A 16,245-nucleotide genomic window follows, 5' to 3' on the forward strand; every position below is an offset into this window, starting at 1 on the left:
AAAAGGTAAGAAAAGTAATAATCACACAAATATATAATACACAGTTATGGATTAACAACGCTGACAAGCAGCGTTGTTAATCAGGAACTCAACGAACCCCGCGCCGACGTCGCAACGCAATAGCCAGTTGCCAGATATTGATAAGCACAATGCTTGCTGTAGCAATGAACACCCAACGGAACCCCGCCATTGCCGAAACCGTTGCCCCCATCAATGGCCCTGCGACGTTGCCAAGGTACATAAATGACTGGTTATAGCCAAAGATGCGTCCGGTTATCTGGTCGCTGGAGTATTTCACCAACAGCGTCTGCACCGCCGGCAACATCGCACCATCAGCAAAGCCGAGCAGAAAACGTAGAATTCCCAACTGCAACGGCGTGGTAACCCACGACATGGCAAAAAACAGCACCACCGCGAAGATTAACGTCGCCATTAAAATCCGCTCAGTACCAATACGGTCGCCTAATTTACCAAGTCGGGGCGCGGAAATCAGAGCAGAAATGCCCGGTACTGAGGCTATCAGCCCACTGAGAAAAGCAATATTCGAACTGTCCGGGACCATCGATTTAATAAACAGCGCCAGAATAGGCCCAATTGAGCCGTTACACAGTTGAATCACCATGGTGGTAAAAAACAGGCTGATCACCAACGCTGGATGCGAAAGCGAGGCAAACACGGCCTTCCCACTCAGACGTTCGCTTTTTTTAATCGTCGGGCGAACGCCCTCTTTGATCAAGAACAGTGTGACCAGAAAACTCACCACCAGCAAGGCGGCGGTAATACAGAATACCGCTCGTAAGCCAACATGATCGGCGATAAAGCCTCCCATCAGCGGTCCGCCAATGACGCCGCTAATTTGCGCCGTAGAGAGCGTACTCAGCGCCCAGCCGCTGCGCTCGCGTGGAACCTGGGACGCGACCAGTGCCATCGCATTAGGAATATAGCCGGAGGTTAACCCCATCACCCCGCGCAGCAGAAAAAGCTGCCAGACGTTAGTGGCAAATGCCTGTAGCAAAATCGCAATGGCCATCCCCAGTGAGGCCCGCAGCAGCATCAGCTTGCGTCCTTTACGGTCGGCCAGACTGCCCCACATCGGAGAAACAATGGCTGAAATCAGGAAGGTGACGCTGAACGTTAATCCGGACCACATTGATAGCGCTTCATGCGAGGTCACGCCCAGTTGGGAGATATAGAGTGGTAAAAAAGGCAAGATTTGGCTAATCGCCAGTCCGGTAAAAAAGCACCCGAACCAAACGGAAATAAGGTTAACTCTCCAGGATTCCATAAGGACTCATAACGATAAGTAGCTGAAAACTGCGAGCAGCTTAACAAATTACTTAGCCGAATAAGGGTCTACAGGTGCGATAAATCACAGTTTAGGATTTTATCTTCCCGCTCATCATATTTGTGATATAGCTCACATCAAACCCATAAAATAAACAGGGGATTATGCTTCCCGCGCGATCTGCGTGTATGTCCCCTTCTAATCCCCTGTCATTCGCCAAAACAATCTGCCAGAAGCCGAGGAAACCTGCGTTTTGTCGTGGTAATGTATGTGCTTTGCATTCATGGAATGGGTTTTTAAGATGGCAAAGTTGCGGGTAGGAATCGTATTTGGTGGTAAATCAGCGGAACATGAAGTGTCATTGCAATCGGCAAAAAATATTGTCGATGCCATCGACAAGACTCGCTTTGACGTTGTGCTGTTAGGTATTGATAAACAAGGGCAATGGCACGTCAGCGATGCCAGTAACTATCTGCTCAATTCAAACGATCCGGCGCATATTGCGTTGCGACCTTCTGAGACCAGCCTGGCGCAGGTACCCGGTAAACAAGAGCACCAGTTGATCGATGCACAAAACGGTCAACCGCTGCCGACGGTCGATGTTATTTTCCCAATCGTACACGGTACTTTGGGTGAAGATGGCTCTCTGCAGGGCATGCTGCGCGTGGCGAACCTGCCGTTTGTCGGTTCTGATGTGCTGGGTTCTGCTGCCTGTATGGATAAAGACGTGACCAAACGTCTGCTGCGTGATGCCGGGTTAAACATCGCGCCATTTATTACACTCACTCGCGCGAATCGCAACAGCATCAGCTTTAGTGAAGTGGAATCCCGCCTGGGTCTGCCGCTGTTTGTAAAACCGGCCAACCAGGGATCGTCCGTTGGCGTCAGTAAAGTAACCAGCGAAGCCCAATACGATCAGGCCGTCGCGCTGGCATTTGAATTCGATCATAAAGTCGTTGTGGAGCAAGGGATCAAAGGTCGCGAGATCGAATGTGCGGTACTGGGCAACGATCATCCGCAGGCCAGTACCTGTGGTGAGATCGTGCTGAACAGCGATTTTTACGCTTACGACACTAAATACATTGACGATAACGGTGCCAAAGTTGTCGTTCCGGCAGCAATTGCGCCAGAGATTAACGATAAGATCCGCGAAATCGCCATTCAGGCCTACCAGACTCTGGGCTGTGCCGGCATGGCGCGCGTGGACGTCTTCTTAACTGCTGAAAACGACGTTGTGATCAATGAGATCAACACGCTGCCTGGCTTTACCAACATCAGTATGTATCCGAAACTGTGGCAGGCGAGCGGTTTAGGCTATACCGATTTGATCACTCGCCTGATCGAACTGGCGCTGGAACGCCATGCTGCGGATAGCGCGCTGAAAACCAGTATGTAAACCCGTCAGGATGCCTGATAGAGCTATTGGGCATCCTTTGCTTCATCATCTTCAACGCGGCGACGGATGATTAATCCGGCCAGCCAAAAGCTAATCACCCAGGTCACCAGCCCCACCGCATAAGTTTGCCATCCCTGCGCTTCAAAACCTAATAACCCCACCACGCCATTCAGAATAAAGATAAGCCCAATAGCGAAGGCATAGTAGTGCCAGTCTCGGCGGATTTTTACAGGCAGGTTCATAACAGCTCCGGTGAAAATACAACACAGTAAGGCATCCTCGCACATTTCCCCGAGGGCGTCTGTGGCCTGTGCGGAATTTCTTAAATGTAACTCAGTTTAACTTAAGGTTACATAATTGTGACCGCCAACAAAAAACCGAAATCCAGGAATAATCTCTACCTGAAATTACCATCATTCTGATATTGACATTGCCGATCACCTGTCAGACTCACTCTCAGTTCCAGGCATTACGTCAAAAAAAGCAGGTTATTTCCGGAGGTCTTTATGGCTGATTTTACGCTCTCAAAATCCCTGTTTAAGGGCAAGCATCGGGATCCCTCCTCCCTGCCCGGCAACATTGCGTATGCCGTATTTGTGCTGTTTTGCTTCTGGGCGGGTGCACAGATTTTAAATTTGTTGGCCCACGCGCCCGGCATCTATGAAGAACTGATGCAGCTGCAAATGCAGGAGACAGGACGCCCGCGGGTTGAAATCGGTTTAGGCGTCGGTACCCTCTTTGGACTGATCCCCTTCCTGGCCGGAAGCCTGATTCTTGGCGTCATAGCGGCGGTCATGCGCTGGCGTCACCGTCATCATAAAGATGACTGATTCATACACTTCGCCCGACGATCGTCCACCCGTTTAGCAAACCATGCGGTAGTCAGATTACGCGTGATCTTCGGGCTTTCCAGTTGAATGCCCGGCAGCATTTCACGGGGTAACGTTTTCCCGGTCTTCGCTTCCGCCAGCTTATAAACCTTTTCGTACAATGCGGTTTTTTCAAAGGCCAGGCTGTCACCTTTTTGCAGTTGCTGGCGGATCTCACTCTCGCTCATCCCTAGCTTCCCGGCCAGTTTACGTACCGCCAGCTCCGTTTTGCCCGGCTCACTGCTGCCATAGAGAATCAAATCCCCGTCCATCGCCAGCTTCACCCCACTGGCTTTACTGACCGCATTCTGGAAAGCTGCATTGCGGCTGGCATACCATCCGGCATTAAAATCGGCGAAGCGGAAGATTGGCGCACTGTAATTCGCCGGGTAGTTGAGCAGATGATACGTACCGAACCACAACCCACCACGGCGGCTAAACACTTCCTGACGTACCGTCCCCGCCATTTTCCACGGATACCCGCTGGTGTGCTGCTCAGCAAACGCGATACTGACCTGCATTGGACCACCGGTATGTACCGGATTAAGCGATCCGAACAATGTCTGCCCCATCGGCACCATGTTGATGAAATCATCAAAGATGGCGCTAAGCTGTTTTTCCGTCTTCACCGTATCCAGACGCTCGCTGTAGCTTTTCCCCGTTGGCGAGTTAATCTTTAGCGCGGTATGCACGACAAACAGCGGGATATGCATGCGTTCTGCGCGACGGTCAATCTCTTTCCAGGCGATTTTGCTTAAACCAGGAACAGCCGGATCGGCCTGGAAGTTTGACTCCTGCTGCGCTACCGCCAGCACCGAACAGATGTTTTCAACCGTCGGTGCCAGCTTCTGGCTTTCAAAGGTCTTTGCCAAATCCTGCGCCCACGCGTCCCGGTCTTTCACGCTGGCGGGCATTTTCTGGCGCACCACGCTCGCCACATCGACGGCTTTCTCCCCTTTTTTTAGCGGCTGCGCGGGTTGACTACTGCATCCCACCAGCACTAATGCTGCCAGACCGGACAAGGGGTAAAGACGGGAAACCGTCGACATAACATCTCCTTTTGTTAACTAAGAGTATGGGTAACTTCCTGAATTTCCTGACCATCAAGCTCGCGCTCAAAGCTTCGCAGACGCTTATAAATAGACATCAGTTCCACTAACGTTGTCCAGGAGTTAATCAAATACTGGAACGAGCCGCGCACCTGGCCAAATACGTTGGTGATTTGCGTCATCAGGCCGAGCGTAATCGTACCGGCAACAATTGACGGAAACAGCAGGAACAAACCGAAAACGTTATCAACCTGCAGGTAAAGAATACGGGCGATATTGAAGTACATATAGTGAAAATAGAGACGGAAGTAGTTTTGCCGTACCGCATGGAACAGTTCACGCACCGTCGGTGGCGTCGCACGGTTGCCATCATCTTCGCCATAGACCAGCTCTTTACGATAGGCCGCTTCCACGCGCTGGTTTTTAAACTCCAGCCCGGGAAGTTTTATCCCGACCACGGCCAGCAAACCGGTTCCCATCAGCGACCAGACAATCGCGGCAATCACCAGGCCATAAGGCACATGTCCAACAATCGGCAGGTCAGGAACATGGGCAGAGAGCGTAACCAGTACAGGCAGGAAGGCAATCAGCGTCATAATCGCGTTGATAAAGCTGACGCCCATATCTTCCAGCGTAGAAGCAAAACGCATGGTGTCTTCCTGCACACGCTGCGCTGCGCCTTCGATGTGACGCAAATGCTGCCAGTGCGCCATATAGTGTTCGTTCATCGCGGTACGCCAGCGGAACACATAGTGGCTGACGAAGAAGTTGTTCATCACACCAATGACCACGGCTATCAGCGCAATGCCGAGAAAAACGCCCACTTCATGATAGAACTGCTCAATCTTCACCTTGTGTGGTGCGCTGAGCGCAGTTTGAATCAGGTCATAAAATGGCGCATACCAGGCGTTGACGGCGACGCCGACTTCAACCAGAAACCAGGTCACAAAAATAATCAGCGATGTGCCCAGAATAGACCAGTACTGCCAGCGATGTGGGCTGTAGAGAAACCAGAACAGCGCGAACACCCCGACACAAAGAATGTAGTACGCATAAAAAATCAGGTAATCCAACGACCAGAAACGCGCTGCGCTAATAGGTACGTCTCCCGACGCGCCGGTAATATGTGCAACCCAGGCTCCCCCACCTGCTTGCCAGAATACAACGGCGACGAGTGCCCAAATAAATGCCGAAATAAAGAACGGCCCCGGCTTTGGGAAAAAAGACTTAAACATAGTGCTCTCCTGCTAACTTCTTATCGTTATGACGACTGCTGTGCATTTGCCACCGTAGAGTGCGGAGGCCAGACGGCTTACGCCCAAAAACACAAGCTGAAACCGACAATTGTGACCAAAACCGAGGCACTTAGTTCGCACCTCGGTTATGAAGAATTGTTTCTGTGGTTTTCACACTCGACAACGTTCCAGTATGTGCAGATTATCACAGCGTGAGATCACAAAAGCGAACATCCGCAATCCAGGAAACTCCTGTGTTTACTCATCGTTACGTTTTTCCCACTATCATTGGTTGATAAGCGCTTTGCAATACGCCGATGAGTAGTATAAATACGCATACGCACGACATCCTTTTTCACTTTCTCTAACTCATGGACACCACCGTTGAAACGTAGTCTGCTTTTTTCTGCCGCGCTGTGTGCGGCGTCATTGACATCTGTCCAGGCGGCACAGCCTATAACCGATCCGGTCTTCGCCTCTGATATCGTTGATCGTTATGCCGACCATATATTTTACGGCAGTGGTGCTACGGGGATGGCGCTCGTGGTGATTGATGGTAATCAGCGTGTATTTCGCAGTTTTGGTGAAACACGCCCCGGCAATAATGTTCACCCGCAACTGGATTCCGTAATCCGCATTGCCTCAATTACCAAATTAATGACCAGCGAAATGCTGGTGAAATTACTCGATCAGGGCACGGTCAAACTCAACGATCCATTGAGTAAATATGCACCTCCTGGCGCACGCGTACCCACTTATCAAGGAACACCAATTACGCTGGTGAATCTGGCGACGCATACCAGCGCACTGCCGCGCGAACAGCCTGGCGGCGCGGCCAAGCGCCCGGTGTTTGTCTGGCCAACCCGCGAGCAGCGCTGGAGCTATCTCTCAACGGCAACGCTTAAAGCCGCTCCTGGATCGCAGGCTTCTTATTCCAACCTGGCGTTTGATCTGCTGGCCGATGCGCTGGGTACCGCGTCCGGTAAGCCTTATCCGCAGCTGTTTGAAGAAAAAATCACCCGTCCGCTGGGGATGAAAGACACCACCTTTACGCCGTCCCCCGATCAGTGTCGACGCCTGATGGTCGCGGAAAAAGGTGCCAGTCCTTGTAACAATACGCTGGCAGCGATGGGCAGCGGCGGCGTCTATTCAACGCCTGGCGATATGATGCGCTGGATGCAGCAGTATCTTTCTTCTGACTTTTATCATCGTAGCCAGCAGGCCGACCGGATGCAGACGCTGATTTACCAGCGTACGCAGTTAACTAAAGTGGTGGGAATGGACGTTCCAGGCAGAGCCGATGCGCTTGGTTTGGGCTGGGTCTACATGGCGCCGAAGAATGGCAGACCGGGAATTATTCAAAAAACCGGTGGCGGCGGTGGCTTCATTACCTATATGGCGATGATCCCACAGCAAAACGTTGGGGCATTTGTCGTAGTGACGCGCTCTCCGCTGACCCGTTTTACCAATATGAGCGACGGTATCAACGAACTGGTTGCAGAATTGAGCGGGTACAAGCCACAGGTCATTCCTGCATCCTGATTCAATACTCAAAAGGCAAACGGTTAATGCACACCAGTTTGCCTTTATTCATTTCAATGTAACCGCCTTTACGCAATGCTGCGAGAACCTCAGCGACAACCGAGCGTGAAATTCGTGTGCGTTGGTGAATATAGTTCATAACGCCGATGCGTGAACGAAGGGCTTCATCCCATTTCGTCATAGAGATCAATGTCGCGCGGATCTGATCGTAGGAGTTGTTGCCGATCAACTGCAGATCGCGTAATTCAAGCATGGAGTTTTGCCATGCCAACCAACAAAAAGCTTCACGCCAAAGCTGGCACTCTTCAATTATATTAATTGTTTGCGAGGCGGGTAGATGGTATCCCGTACAATCGCTTTCCGTGATTAATCTGTATTGTATATCTGTTTTTATCACACCATCTGAAAGCCCCATAATAAACGGTGCCTGCGCAATACCGACCAGCACATTCTCCCCTCGCCTCAGAGAAATTACACCATTTAAAATGATAAAGGTATCGTCACTGTTTATATCACTGGAATAAATTATTTCTTTATCGTTATCACACTCAAAGTGTTTGCCATATTTTGACAAACATTTATCAAGCTTACCAAATTCCACAAGCGGTTTATTTGCAGACAACATTTGGGCATTCCTTGCAATAAATGCCCGTCAAATCCGTGACGGGCATTTTTCTGAGTTAGATTATCTTTTCTTTAACAACAAGAGATGTCTTACCAGGTATATTTAACACCAACATTTGCAGACCAGTCTTGATCAACATCGCCACCACCGAGGTAGTTAGCATCGGTGTATGCGCTGAAGTTTTTGGTAAAGCTGAACTGAGTACCCAGTCCAACACGTACCGCAGAACCTTCTACACCGTTGTCGATAGAGTCGCCGTTTACGTCAGAATCGTTGTTAGAGTCGTCGTAAACGTAGGCCAGTTTGAAGTACGGGGTCAGCGCCTGGTCGTCGCTATAAGCGAAGGTATAACCTGCATCGACACCGAGTTCATAACGCATGCTGTCATAAGACTGGCTATCAACTTTCATGTCGTTGCTCAGCTTATAGTCATCACCAGACTGGAACAGACCGGATACGCTGCCGTATGGCGTTACGTAACCAGCGTCACCCAGCTTCAGGTCATAACCCAGTTTCAAGCCAAAGCCCCAGGCATCAGAAGAGGTGCTGCCATCAACATACTGACCGTTGCTCATGTTAGCAGTCAAATCGTTGTTGAAGTGAGAGTAGCTTAAGTTACCGTCAACAAAGATGTTGTTGGCAAAGTGAGCAGAAGAGTAAATGTAGGCAGTCTGGCTATCCTGATCCACCTGACCGGTACGGTCGCTCATATCACCTTTCGCGAAGCCTGCTGCAGCACCGACAATCCACTTAGCGTTGTTACCATCAATTTTGGAATCAACACCGACCATGATGCCGTTAACATCCTGATCGTAGTTAATGGTGCCGTTATCTGCATCGAAGCTACCACCGAAGTAGCTTACCCATGCGCCGCCGTTATCAACCAGACCATGACGCGCGTTAGTCAGACGAGTACCAACGGTGTCTTGTTCCAGGTTCCAGATATTGGTGTTGGCAGATGGGATGCTCAGCGCCATGTTCGCGTAGTCGGTCAGTTCCATCTGCTGCAGAACAACGGTGTTACCCTGCTGCTGAGCCTGATAGGTGTAAGCGCCGAGGTCAGCTTTGTTAGCTGCAGAGAAGGTCGCGTTGCTGTTCGTGTCGTTAACGTAGATCAGCTCGTTACCTTTGTAATCCGCAACAGAACCCGCGCCAGTCGCGTTATCGATGCGAACTTTATAGTTACCGGTTGCTGCCGCTACGTGGTCACCGTAGTTATCAACTTCAGACTGATCGCCTGAGGTGTCGGAATCGCCGTTACCATTGATAGTCAGATGACCATCAGAGTTCATCGCGATCACGCCATAACCGTAGTTAGCCTGGGTCGTATCGTTGGTACGATCGTTGGTCAGGTCAGCATTCAGTACATAGTTAGTGCTGTTGATGTCGAAAACACCCGCATTAACATGGTTGTAAGCGTCGGTGTAGCTGGTCAGATTCAGCGTATCAACCTGCAGTGCATCGCCCGTGCTGTTGCCCACATCCAGAACACCGTTGTTGGTAACGTTGATGGTGTTGGCATACAGCGCAGCACTACCGACACCCCAGCCAGCAGCAACATCATCAGCAATCGTGACGATACTGTTGTCGATAGACAGCGTATCCGTCGCAACATGACCATCTTCGTTGATGTTCAGTGCAGAAGCACCGGTCAGAGAGATGGAGTCAGCAACCAGCTCAGAATCACCCACGTTGACGACGGAACCGCTATTGATGCTCAGGGTGTCGATCAGAGACGTTTTGGTGGTATCCCACTGTGAAGCGCCGTTCAGCGTGACGTTGAACAGACCGCTCTGGTAAACAGCGTTGCCAACTACATGACCATTTTCGTCATAAGAAGTTGTGTCGCTATCAATACCGTAGGTTGAATAAGGCCACAGGCTGTTAGCGGTGATGTCGATCAGCGTAGCGGTAGCTTCAGTACCTACACCGTAAGTAGTGATATCACCAACACCATCACCGTCCAAATCAATGGATCCGGTTTGATGAACTGATTGTGCAGCACCAACCCATTTACTACCATTATTTAAGGTCAAATTCAGACTATCAGTACCATCCCAACCGTTGGTGTCTACATCACTATCAGTGTCACGATAGCTATCCGCTCCATTCGGGAAGAAGTTTTCATCAAAGTTGCTGGAGAAGACGACATCCCCCATCAAAGTTGAGTTGTCAAACGTAGCAGTAGTCTGCATAGCATTATCAGCATTTGGATTCGCAACAACCGCTAATGCAACATCGTCCCATTTGTTTGCAACAGCGGCATCTGCATATCCATCACCATCTGTATCGACAGAAACAAAATTCGCAGTGCCGCTGTAGTCGCTTGCATTGCTGGTGTTACCAAACCAACCGGTGGTGCCTTCGTCAGTCCATGAACCAGAGGTCAGGGTGGAATCGCTGACAGCGATAGTGTTGTTAAATACTTCACTGCTGTTTACGCCAGTGCTGACGGTATTATCGTCAATATCTGCCCACTCGTAACCCTGAGTCAGGGTTATGCCAGCGACATGAGAGTTGGCGGAGATAGACAGATCAACTTCTTGATCCAGCGTGATAGCTGTACCCAGGTTATAAACGTCGACAACGTGTGTGTCAGCTGCGTCATTATACGTACCGTTGTAGGTATAATGTTCGTAGTTGTCATCGATAGTTGAGTTGATGACGCTCATCGCCAGACGATCGTAGTAGTAGTCGGTACCCGTACGGTTAGTACAATCCGCGCTCATGCATTCGGAAGTCACCATACCGTGAATGGTACTATTTTTAATCGTCAGGCTGTTGTTATTGCTGTTAGTTGACAGCCCATCATCCAGATAATAAGTAGAAATAACACCGTTTACCGTAGCGTTATTGATTACCGGATAAATATTACCGTTATAAATACTATCCGTGTCGTAGTTGTTCCAACCTACATACCCACCGTAATACCAGTTGTCAGCATGAGTATCATCATTATAGTGAGAGAACGTATTGTAAGTTGTTCCAGAGATATCAGTAGAAGCATTCGCCTGAGAAGTGATTGCCAAAGTGCAGGCTAATGCTAATTGTGAGACTACAAGTTTCTTTTTCCAAGTGTGCATTTGTCATCCCTCCTCAGGGACGTAATATAGTTGATCCATCAATTATCAATGCAAAGAAAACATTTTATGTTTCGCGGGGAAGATTATGCGGTTTCACAAAGGAAAGGTTCAATTATTCTTTGGTTTAAGTCCGATTACGGACAATAGTTATGTAAATTATTCGAAACAGCAAATAAACGTAAAAATCATTTTTATTTTAGACAGTTACATGTAAAACCATTGGCGAAACAATATATTGAAATTATGATTAGCTTAAAAATCAAACGTCAGCAAATAAATACCGTTAAATCTCGCCACTTAATTAAAAATTAAATTAAACTAAATTTACCATAAAACTAATCACTATTTAAAATAGTCATAATTGCAAAAATAGAGATAACACATAATACCAAGCATTGGTAACATCAACATAACCTCGGCATAACGCCAACTTTCGTAAACCCCTCGCCCTCAGGTTCGGGTATACTACGGCCTTCGATTCCACAAACATCAGGCATACCATGACAGACCTAATCCAACGCCCTCGTCGCCTGCGCAAATCCCCTGCGCTGCGCGCTATGTTTGAAGAGACAACACTCAGCTTAAATGACCTGGTGTTGCCGATCTTTGTTGAAGAAGAACTCGACGATTACAAAGCTATCGACGCCATGCCCGGCGTGATGCGCATACCAGAGAAACACCTGGCGCGCGAAATCGAACGTATTGCTAATGCAGGCATCCGCTCGGTCATGACCTTCGGGATTTCTCATCACACCGATGAGACCGGCAGCGATGCCTGGAAAGAAGACGGTCTGGTGGCGCGCATGTCGCGTATCTGTAAGCAGACCGTACCGGAAATGATCGTCATGTCCGATACCTGTTTCTGTGAATACACCTCGCATGGTCACTGCGGCGTGTTATGCGATCACGGCGTTGATAACGATTTAACCCTTGCCAACCTCGGTAAACAGGCAGTTGTTGCCGCCGCAGCGGGCGCAGATTTCATCGCCCCTTCCGCCGCAATGGACGGCCAGGTACAGGCGATTCGCCAGGCGCTGGACGCCGCGGGATTCACCGATACTGCGATCATGTCCTACTCCACCAAGTTTGCCTCTTCCTTCTACGGCCCGTTCCGTGAAGCCGCAGGCACGGCGCTGAAAGGCGATCGTAAAACGTATCAAATGAACCCGATGAATCGCCGTGAAGCGATTCGCGAATCGCTGCTGGATGAAGCCCAGGGCGCAGACTGCCTGATGGTCAAACCGGCTGGCGCGTATCTCGATATTCTGCGTGATATCCGCGAGCGCACCGAGCTGCCGATTGGCGCTTATCAGGTCAGCGGTGAATACGCGATGATCAAATTCGCGGCGATGGCAGGTGCAATAGATGAAGAGAAAGTGGTTCTGGAAAGTTTAGGCTCGATCAAACGCGCTGGAGCGGATCTGATCTTCAGCTACTTCGCACTGGATCTGGCTGAGAAAAAAATCCTGCGCTAACCACTTTGTTGCCGAATGGCGACTTCACCTTATCGGGCCGACAGTTCCAGGCCCGATAAGTAAAACCCCACCAACAATCAACCCGCCCGATAAAAAGGCTGATCCCCAAGGATCGTCGCCCGGTGCATAATACGCCGCTGCGGCAGATAATCCGCATTGGCATAATGTTGCGTGACGCGATTATCCCAAATCGCCACATCGTTGGGCTGCCAGCGCCAGCGCACCTGAAACTCCGGTTTGGTGATATGCGCGAATAAAAAGCTTAGTAACGCCTCGCTCTCTTTTTCCGTCACATCGACAATTCGCGTAGTAAATCCCTCATTCACAAACAGTGCCTGTTTACCGCTTACCGGATGGGTCCGCACCACCGGATGTAGCAACGGTGGATGTTTAGCGACGGCCTCCAGCCAGCGCTGATGCTCTTCTGGTGTCTTGCGGTATTTATATTCCTGGAATGACTTACGGAAATCATGCTCTGCCCGCAGGCCACTCAACAGCTGACGAAACGGCTCAGACAATGCCTCATAAGCGGCAATTCCGCTAGTCCATAGAGTGTCTCCCCCGGCCGATGGCAGCTCTTTTGCTGCCAGAATCGCCCCGGCAGGCGGCGTGTCGATAAACGTCACATCAGTGTGCCAGTTGTCGTTATCGGGCGGATTATCGTTATGGGTATCCAGTACGATAATTTCCTCTACCCCTTCGGCGTGTGGGTAGACCGGATGAATATGCAGGTCGCCGAAACGCAGCGCCAGTGCCCGCTGCTGTTGTGGCGTAATCACCTGCTGTCGCAGAAACACCACCTGGTGGCGCAATACCGCATGATAAAGCTGTTCAAACTGATTATCGCTCAGCGGACGCGTCAAATCCGCACCAGAGATTTGTGCGCCAATGTACGGCCCCAGCGGGGTAATGCTCAGACGTTCACTCATTGTACTTCTCCATGCCAGGGCGTCAGGCGACGCTGAAGCGCGCGCAGACCCAGTTCTAAAATAAATGCGATAACGGCAATGACCGCGATCCCTGCCAGCACCACATCCGTTGCCAGAAACTCACCGGCTGACTGCACCATAAATCCTAACCCTCGCGTGGCAGCGATCAGTTCAGCTGCCACCAGCGTCGACCAACCCACGCCAAGCCCGATGCGTAACCCGGTGAGGATCTCCGGTAATGCCCCCGGCAAAATAACAAACCACAGCACCTGCGCACGGCTGGCCCCCAGCGACTGCGCGGCGCGCACTCTCACCTGCTGCGCACTTTTCACCCCCGCCAACGCCGACATCGCCACAGGGGCGAAAATCGCCAGATAGATCAGCAGGATCTTGGAGGTTTCACCGATGCCAAACCAAATGACCATCAGCGGTAAATAGGCCAAGGGAGGAACCGGACGATACAGTTCAATGATCGGATCGAGAATGCCGCGCATCGTCGGACTCAGCCCCATCGCGATCCCAACCGGAACGCCCAGCAGCACTGCCGCCAGCAGCGCGATAACAATACGCGTCAGACTCGCCGCCAGATGCTGCCACAGCGTGGCATCCATAAACCCTTGCGGCCCGGCAATGACGATCAGCTTTTGTAAAACCTGTCCCGGCGGCGGTAAAAACAGCGGACTGATTAACTGCAGCGCCGCCACCGTCCACCACACCGCCAGAATGACGGCCAACGTACCAAGGCTTAAGGTAATCTGCCGCGAGAACGGCCAGCGCCAGTTCAGCACCCGCTGGCGACGGGGTTTATCATTAATCACCACGCTCATGAGAATGCCTCCCGTTGTTCAAAGACACGACCTAACACGTACTCGCGCATGGCGATAAACTGCGGATCGGACTTAATGCTGCGGCTCGACTCTCCGGCCACAAAGCGACGGGCGAAATTAAGCGGCAGACGTTCCAGTACCCGGCCTGGTCCTGGGGACAGCAATACCAGTTCTGTCGCCATAAACACCGCTTCTTCAATATCGTGGGTAATCAGCAGCACCTGTTTGCCAGTCTCATGCCACAGCTTCAGCAGCAGGGTTTGCATCTGCTCGCGGGTAAAGGCGTCGAGCGCACCAAAGGGTTCATCCAGCAGCAACAACTGCGGGTTGGCCGCCAGCGCCCGGGCAATGCCGACGCGCTGACGTTGTCCACCGGAAAGTTGCCAGATAAAGCGTTTTCCCGCGCCCTCCAGCCCGACTTTCTGCAACATCTCCAGAGCAATACGCTGACGCTGTGGCTTGTCCACGCCCGCCAGCTGCAGCCCAAAAGCCACGTTGTCCTGCACGTTACGCCAGGGCAGCAGACCCTCGTTCTGGAACACGACCCCGCGCTCTGCCCCCGGACCATCAACCCTGTTACCCGCCAGCGTGATGCTGCCATGCTGATACGGTACAAACCCGGCAATCAGATTTAACAACGTGGTTTTCCCGCAACCGGAAGGCCCGAGTACCACCAGCAGTTCACCGCTATCGAGCGTCAGGTTGATATCCTCCAGCGCCGGTTTTCCACCGTAGCTGGCGGCAAGATGAGAGATTTGCAGCATCATCGCCTCCTTATTTATTGCACGAAGCGATCGGTAACGTACTGGCTGTAATCTGTCGCGACAGCGGGGACTTTGCCCTGCTCTTTAAGGAACTGCGCGGTGTCGATAATCGCTTTGTTCACCGGGCCGGTTAGCTCAGCGGTTTGCTGTTGCGGTGTCAGGTAAGTGTTACCTTTCACCAGCCCCGGAACATCCGCCTCCGGTACGCCGCTCAAACGCGACAGTTTGCTGATATTCTCCGGCTGCTTCAGCCATTCATCAGGATTAGCGATATAAGGCTGCTGGGCATCGATAGCGCTTTTGGCAAAGGCTTTCACCACCTCAGGATGCTTCTCGGCAAAATCTTTGCGCACCACCCACACGTCCAGCGTCGGTGCCCCCCACTCGCCAACCTGCGAGGAGTCGGTTAACACCTTACCGTCTTTTTCCAACGCGTTGACCGCAGGTGCCCAGACATACGCACCATCAATATCTCCGCGCTGCCATGCGGCAATGATCGCTGGTGGTTGCAGGTTCACAATCTCCACCTGGCCGGGTTTAATCCCCCAATGTTTCAACGCCGCCAGCAGGCTGTAATGGGTGGTGGAAATAAACGGCACGGCAATGCGTTTGCCAATCAAATCTTCCGGTTTACTGATGTTTTTCTTCACCACCAGCGCTTCAGAATTGCCGAGCTTTGATGCCAGCAGGAAAACCTCAATAGGCACCTGCTGACTGGCAGCGACCGCCAGCGGGCTGGAGCCGAGATTACCGATCTGCACGTCGCCGGACGCCAGCGCACGAACGATGCTCGCCCCGCTGTCGAATTTGCGCCAGTCAACGGTCGCCCCGCTCTCTTTGGCAAACGTGTTATCCGCCTGCGCCACTTTGGCAGGTTCGGCGGAGGTCTGATAAGCAACGGTGACGTTCACCGCCTGCGCCTGAAATGCGATGAATGCCAGTGCGGCAAGAAGTGCGTTACGCGATGAAATAGCCATGATTGTCTGCTCCCCTGTCTTGTTATAGAGGCAGTATTTCGTTGCGGCACATTTTGATAAAGGAATTAAAAATTCTGGCTAAGAACAAAGCGTTTTTAGAAAAAAAGCGGCAATAGTTAGCTATTTCGCTCATTACAGAACGTAGGCCGAATAAGGCGCTTGCGCCGCCATCCGCAATCAATGCCTGAT

Annotated in this window: 14 protein-coding genes; 4 read left to right on the forward strand and 10 right to left on the reverse strand. The window is 51.2% G+C overall.

Annotated elements, in window-relative coordinates:
• Window positions 1–88 precede the first annotated feature (88 nt).
• On the reverse strand, window positions 89–1,285 hold the full coding sequence (locus tag ACHHZ7_RS14180) for a multidrug efflux MFS transporter (RefSeq protein ID WP_032942508.1): 1,197 nt from the start codon (window positions 1,283–1,285) through the stop codon (window positions 89–91).
• A gap of 301 nt (window positions 1,286–1,586) precedes the next feature.
• On the opposite strand from ACHHZ7_RS14180, the gene ddlA reads away from it, so the two are divergent.
• Window positions 1,587–2,681, forward strand: a complete 1,095-nt coding sequence (gene ddlA, locus ACHHZ7_RS14185) for a D-alanine--D-alanine ligase (RefSeq protein ID WP_032944316.1) — start codon at window positions 1,587–1,589, stop codon at window positions 2,679–2,681.
• Between the two features lie 23 nt (window positions 2,682–2,704).
• Here the strand turns inward: ddlA and ACHHZ7_RS14190 are convergent, their stop codons facing one another.
• A complete protein-coding gene (locus ACHHZ7_RS14190) occupies window positions 2,705–2,923 on the reverse strand; it encodes a DUF2754 domain-containing protein (RefSeq protein ID WP_003830949.1) in 219 nt (72 codons plus the stop codon).
• 264 nt (window positions 2,924–3,187) lie between these two features.
• Between ACHHZ7_RS14190 and ACHHZ7_RS14195 the strand changes: the two genes are divergently transcribed.
• Window positions 3,188–3,511, forward strand: a complete 324-nt coding sequence (locus ACHHZ7_RS14195) for a DUF2755 family protein (RefSeq protein WP_032942507.1) — start codon at window positions 3,188–3,190, stop codon at window positions 3,509–3,511.
• On the opposite strand, the gene ACHHZ7_RS14200 is transcribed toward ACHHZ7_RS14195, so the two are convergent.
• Together ACHHZ7_RS14200 and sbmA are read right to left on the reverse strand one after the other, a co-directional pair.
• On the reverse strand, window positions 3,496–4,599 hold the full coding sequence (locus tag ACHHZ7_RS14200; protein ID WP_008783898.1) for a DUF1615 domain-containing protein: 1,104 nt from the start codon (window positions 4,597–4,599) through the stop codon (window positions 3,496–3,498). The two genes, ACHHZ7_RS14195 and ACHHZ7_RS14200, sit on opposite strands and share 16 nt — an antisense overlap.
• Before the next feature lie 14 nt (window positions 4,600–4,613).
• The gene (gene sbmA / locus ACHHZ7_RS14205; RefSeq protein WP_057067136.1) at window positions 4,614–5,834 is read right to left on the reverse strand and encodes a peptide antibiotic transporter SbmA; all 1,221 of its coding nucleotides are present in this window, start codon (window positions 5,832–5,834) and stop codon (window positions 4,614–4,616) included.
• A 384-nt stretch (window positions 5,835–6,218) separates the two neighbouring features.
• Between sbmA and ampH the strand changes: the two genes are divergently transcribed.
• Window positions 6,219–7,376 carry a D-alanyl-D-alanine-carboxypeptidase/endopeptidase AmpH gene (gene ampH / locus ACHHZ7_RS14210; protein WP_003830945.1) on the forward strand — a complete coding sequence of 386 codons (1,158 nt, stop codon included), beginning with the start codon at window positions 6,219–6,221 and terminating at the stop codon, window positions 7,374–7,376.
• Window position 7,377: 1 nt separating this feature from the next.
• On the opposite strand, the gene iprA is transcribed toward ampH, so the two are convergent.
• The gene (gene iprA, locus ACHHZ7_RS14215; RefSeq protein ID WP_003830944.1) at window positions 7,378–8,001 is read right to left on the reverse strand and encodes a hydrogen peroxide resistance inhibitor IprA; all 624 of its coding nucleotides are present in this window, start codon (window positions 7,999–8,001) and stop codon (window positions 7,378–7,380) included.
• Between the two features lie 89 nt (window positions 8,002–8,090).
• Window positions 8,091–11,084 (reverse strand): autotransporter adhesin EhaB, encoded by a 2,994-nt coding sequence (gene ehaB, locus ACHHZ7_RS14220; RefSeq protein WP_060682677.1) that lies wholly within the window; start codon window positions 11,082–11,084, stop codon window positions 8,091–8,093.
• 500 nt (window positions 11,085–11,584) lie between these two features.
• Between ehaB and hemB the strand changes: the two genes are divergently transcribed.
• Window positions 11,585–12,559 (forward strand): porphobilinogen synthase, encoded by a 975-nt coding sequence (hemB, locus tag ACHHZ7_RS14225; RefSeq protein WP_048226331.1) that lies wholly within the window; start codon window positions 11,585–11,587, stop codon window positions 12,557–12,559.
• Between the two features lie 77 nt (window positions 12,560–12,636).
• Here the strand turns inward: hemB and tauD are convergent, their stop codons facing one another.
• The 4 genes from tauD to tauA are packed head-to-tail and all read right to left on the reverse strand — an operon-like array spanning window position 12,637 to window position 16,056.
• Entirely contained in the window at window positions 12,637–13,488 is an 852-nt protein-coding gene (tauD, locus tag ACHHZ7_RS14230; RefSeq protein WP_060682678.1) for a taurine dioxygenase, read from the reverse strand.
• Window positions 13,485–14,315, reverse strand: a complete 831-nt coding sequence (gene tauC / locus ACHHZ7_RS14235; protein WP_008783892.1) for a taurine ABC transporter permease TauC — start codon at window positions 14,313–14,315, stop codon at window positions 13,485–13,487. The genes tauD and tauC overlap by 4 nt, the downstream gene beginning before the upstream one ends.
• Complete coding sequence (gene tauB / locus ACHHZ7_RS14240) at window positions 14,312–15,079, reverse strand: taurine ABC transporter ATP-binding subunit (protein WP_060682679.1); 768 nt, start codon at window positions 15,077–15,079, stop codon at window positions 14,312–14,314. The genes tauC and tauB overlap by 4 nt, the downstream gene beginning before the upstream one ends.
• Window positions 15,080–15,093: 14 nt before the next feature.
• The gene (tauA, locus tag ACHHZ7_RS14245; protein WP_003830936.1) at window positions 15,094–16,056 is read right to left on the reverse strand and encodes a taurine ABC transporter substrate-binding protein; all 963 of its coding nucleotides are present in this window, start codon (window positions 16,054–16,056) and stop codon (window positions 15,094–15,096) included.
• Window positions 16,057–16,245 lie beyond the last annotated feature (189 nt).

The organism is Citrobacter freundii complex sp. 2024EL-00216 (assembly GCF_043945515.1).
Taxonomy (GTDB): Bacteria; Pseudomonadota; Gammaproteobacteria; order Enterobacterales; family Enterobacteriaceae; genus Citrobacter; species Citrobacter portucalensis.

Bases quoted from the DNA above. Each gene is read 5' to 3' on its own strand.
- ddlA (WP_032944316.1), top strand. From the start codon at position 1,587: ATGGCAAAGTTGCGGGTAGGAATCGTATTTGGTGGTAAATCAGCGGAA.
- tauC (WP_008783892.1), bottom strand. From the start codon at position 14,315: ATGAGCGTGGTGATTAATGATAAACCCCGTCGCCAGCGGGTGCTGAAC.
- ACHHZ7_RS14200 (WP_008783898.1), bottom strand. From the start codon at position 4,599: ATGTCGACGGTTTCCCGTCTTTACCCCTTGTCCGGTCTGGCAGCATTA.
- iprA (WP_003830944.1), bottom strand. From the start codon at position 8,001: ATGTTGTCTGCAAATAAACCGCTTGTGGAATTTGGTAAGCTTGATAAA.
- ACHHZ7_RS14180 (WP_032942508.1), bottom strand. From the start codon at position 1,285: ATGGAATCCTGGAGAGTTAACCTTATTTCCGTTTGGTTCGGGTGCTTT.
- tauB (WP_060682679.1), bottom strand. From the start codon at position 15,079: ATGCTGCAAATCTCTCATCTTGCCGCCAGCTACGGTGGAAAACCGGCG.
- sbmA (WP_057067136.1), bottom strand. From the start codon at position 5,834: ATGTTTAAGTCTTTTTTCCCAAAGCCGGGGCCGTTCTTTATTTCGGCA.
- hemB (WP_048226331.1), top strand. From the start codon at position 11,585: ATGACAGACCTAATCCAACGCCCTCGTCGCCTGCGCAAATCCCCTGCG.
- tauA (WP_003830936.1), bottom strand. From the start codon at position 16,056: ATGGCTATTTCATCGCGTAACGCACTTCTTGCCGCACTGGCATTCATC.
- ACHHZ7_RS14190 (WP_003830949.1), bottom strand. From the start codon at position 2,923: ATGAACCTGCCTGTAAAAATCCGCCGAGACTGGCACTACTATGCCTTC.
- ehaB (WP_060682677.1), bottom strand. From the start codon at position 11,084: ATGCACACTTGGAAAAAGAAACTTGTAGTCTCACAATTAGCATTAGCC.
- ACHHZ7_RS14195 (WP_032942507.1), top strand. From the start codon at position 3,188: ATGGCTGATTTTACGCTCTCAAAATCCCTGTTTAAGGGCAAGCATCGG.
- tauD (WP_060682678.1), bottom strand. From the start codon at position 13,488: ATGAGTGAACGTCTGAGCATTACCCCGCTGGGGCCGTACATTGGCGCA.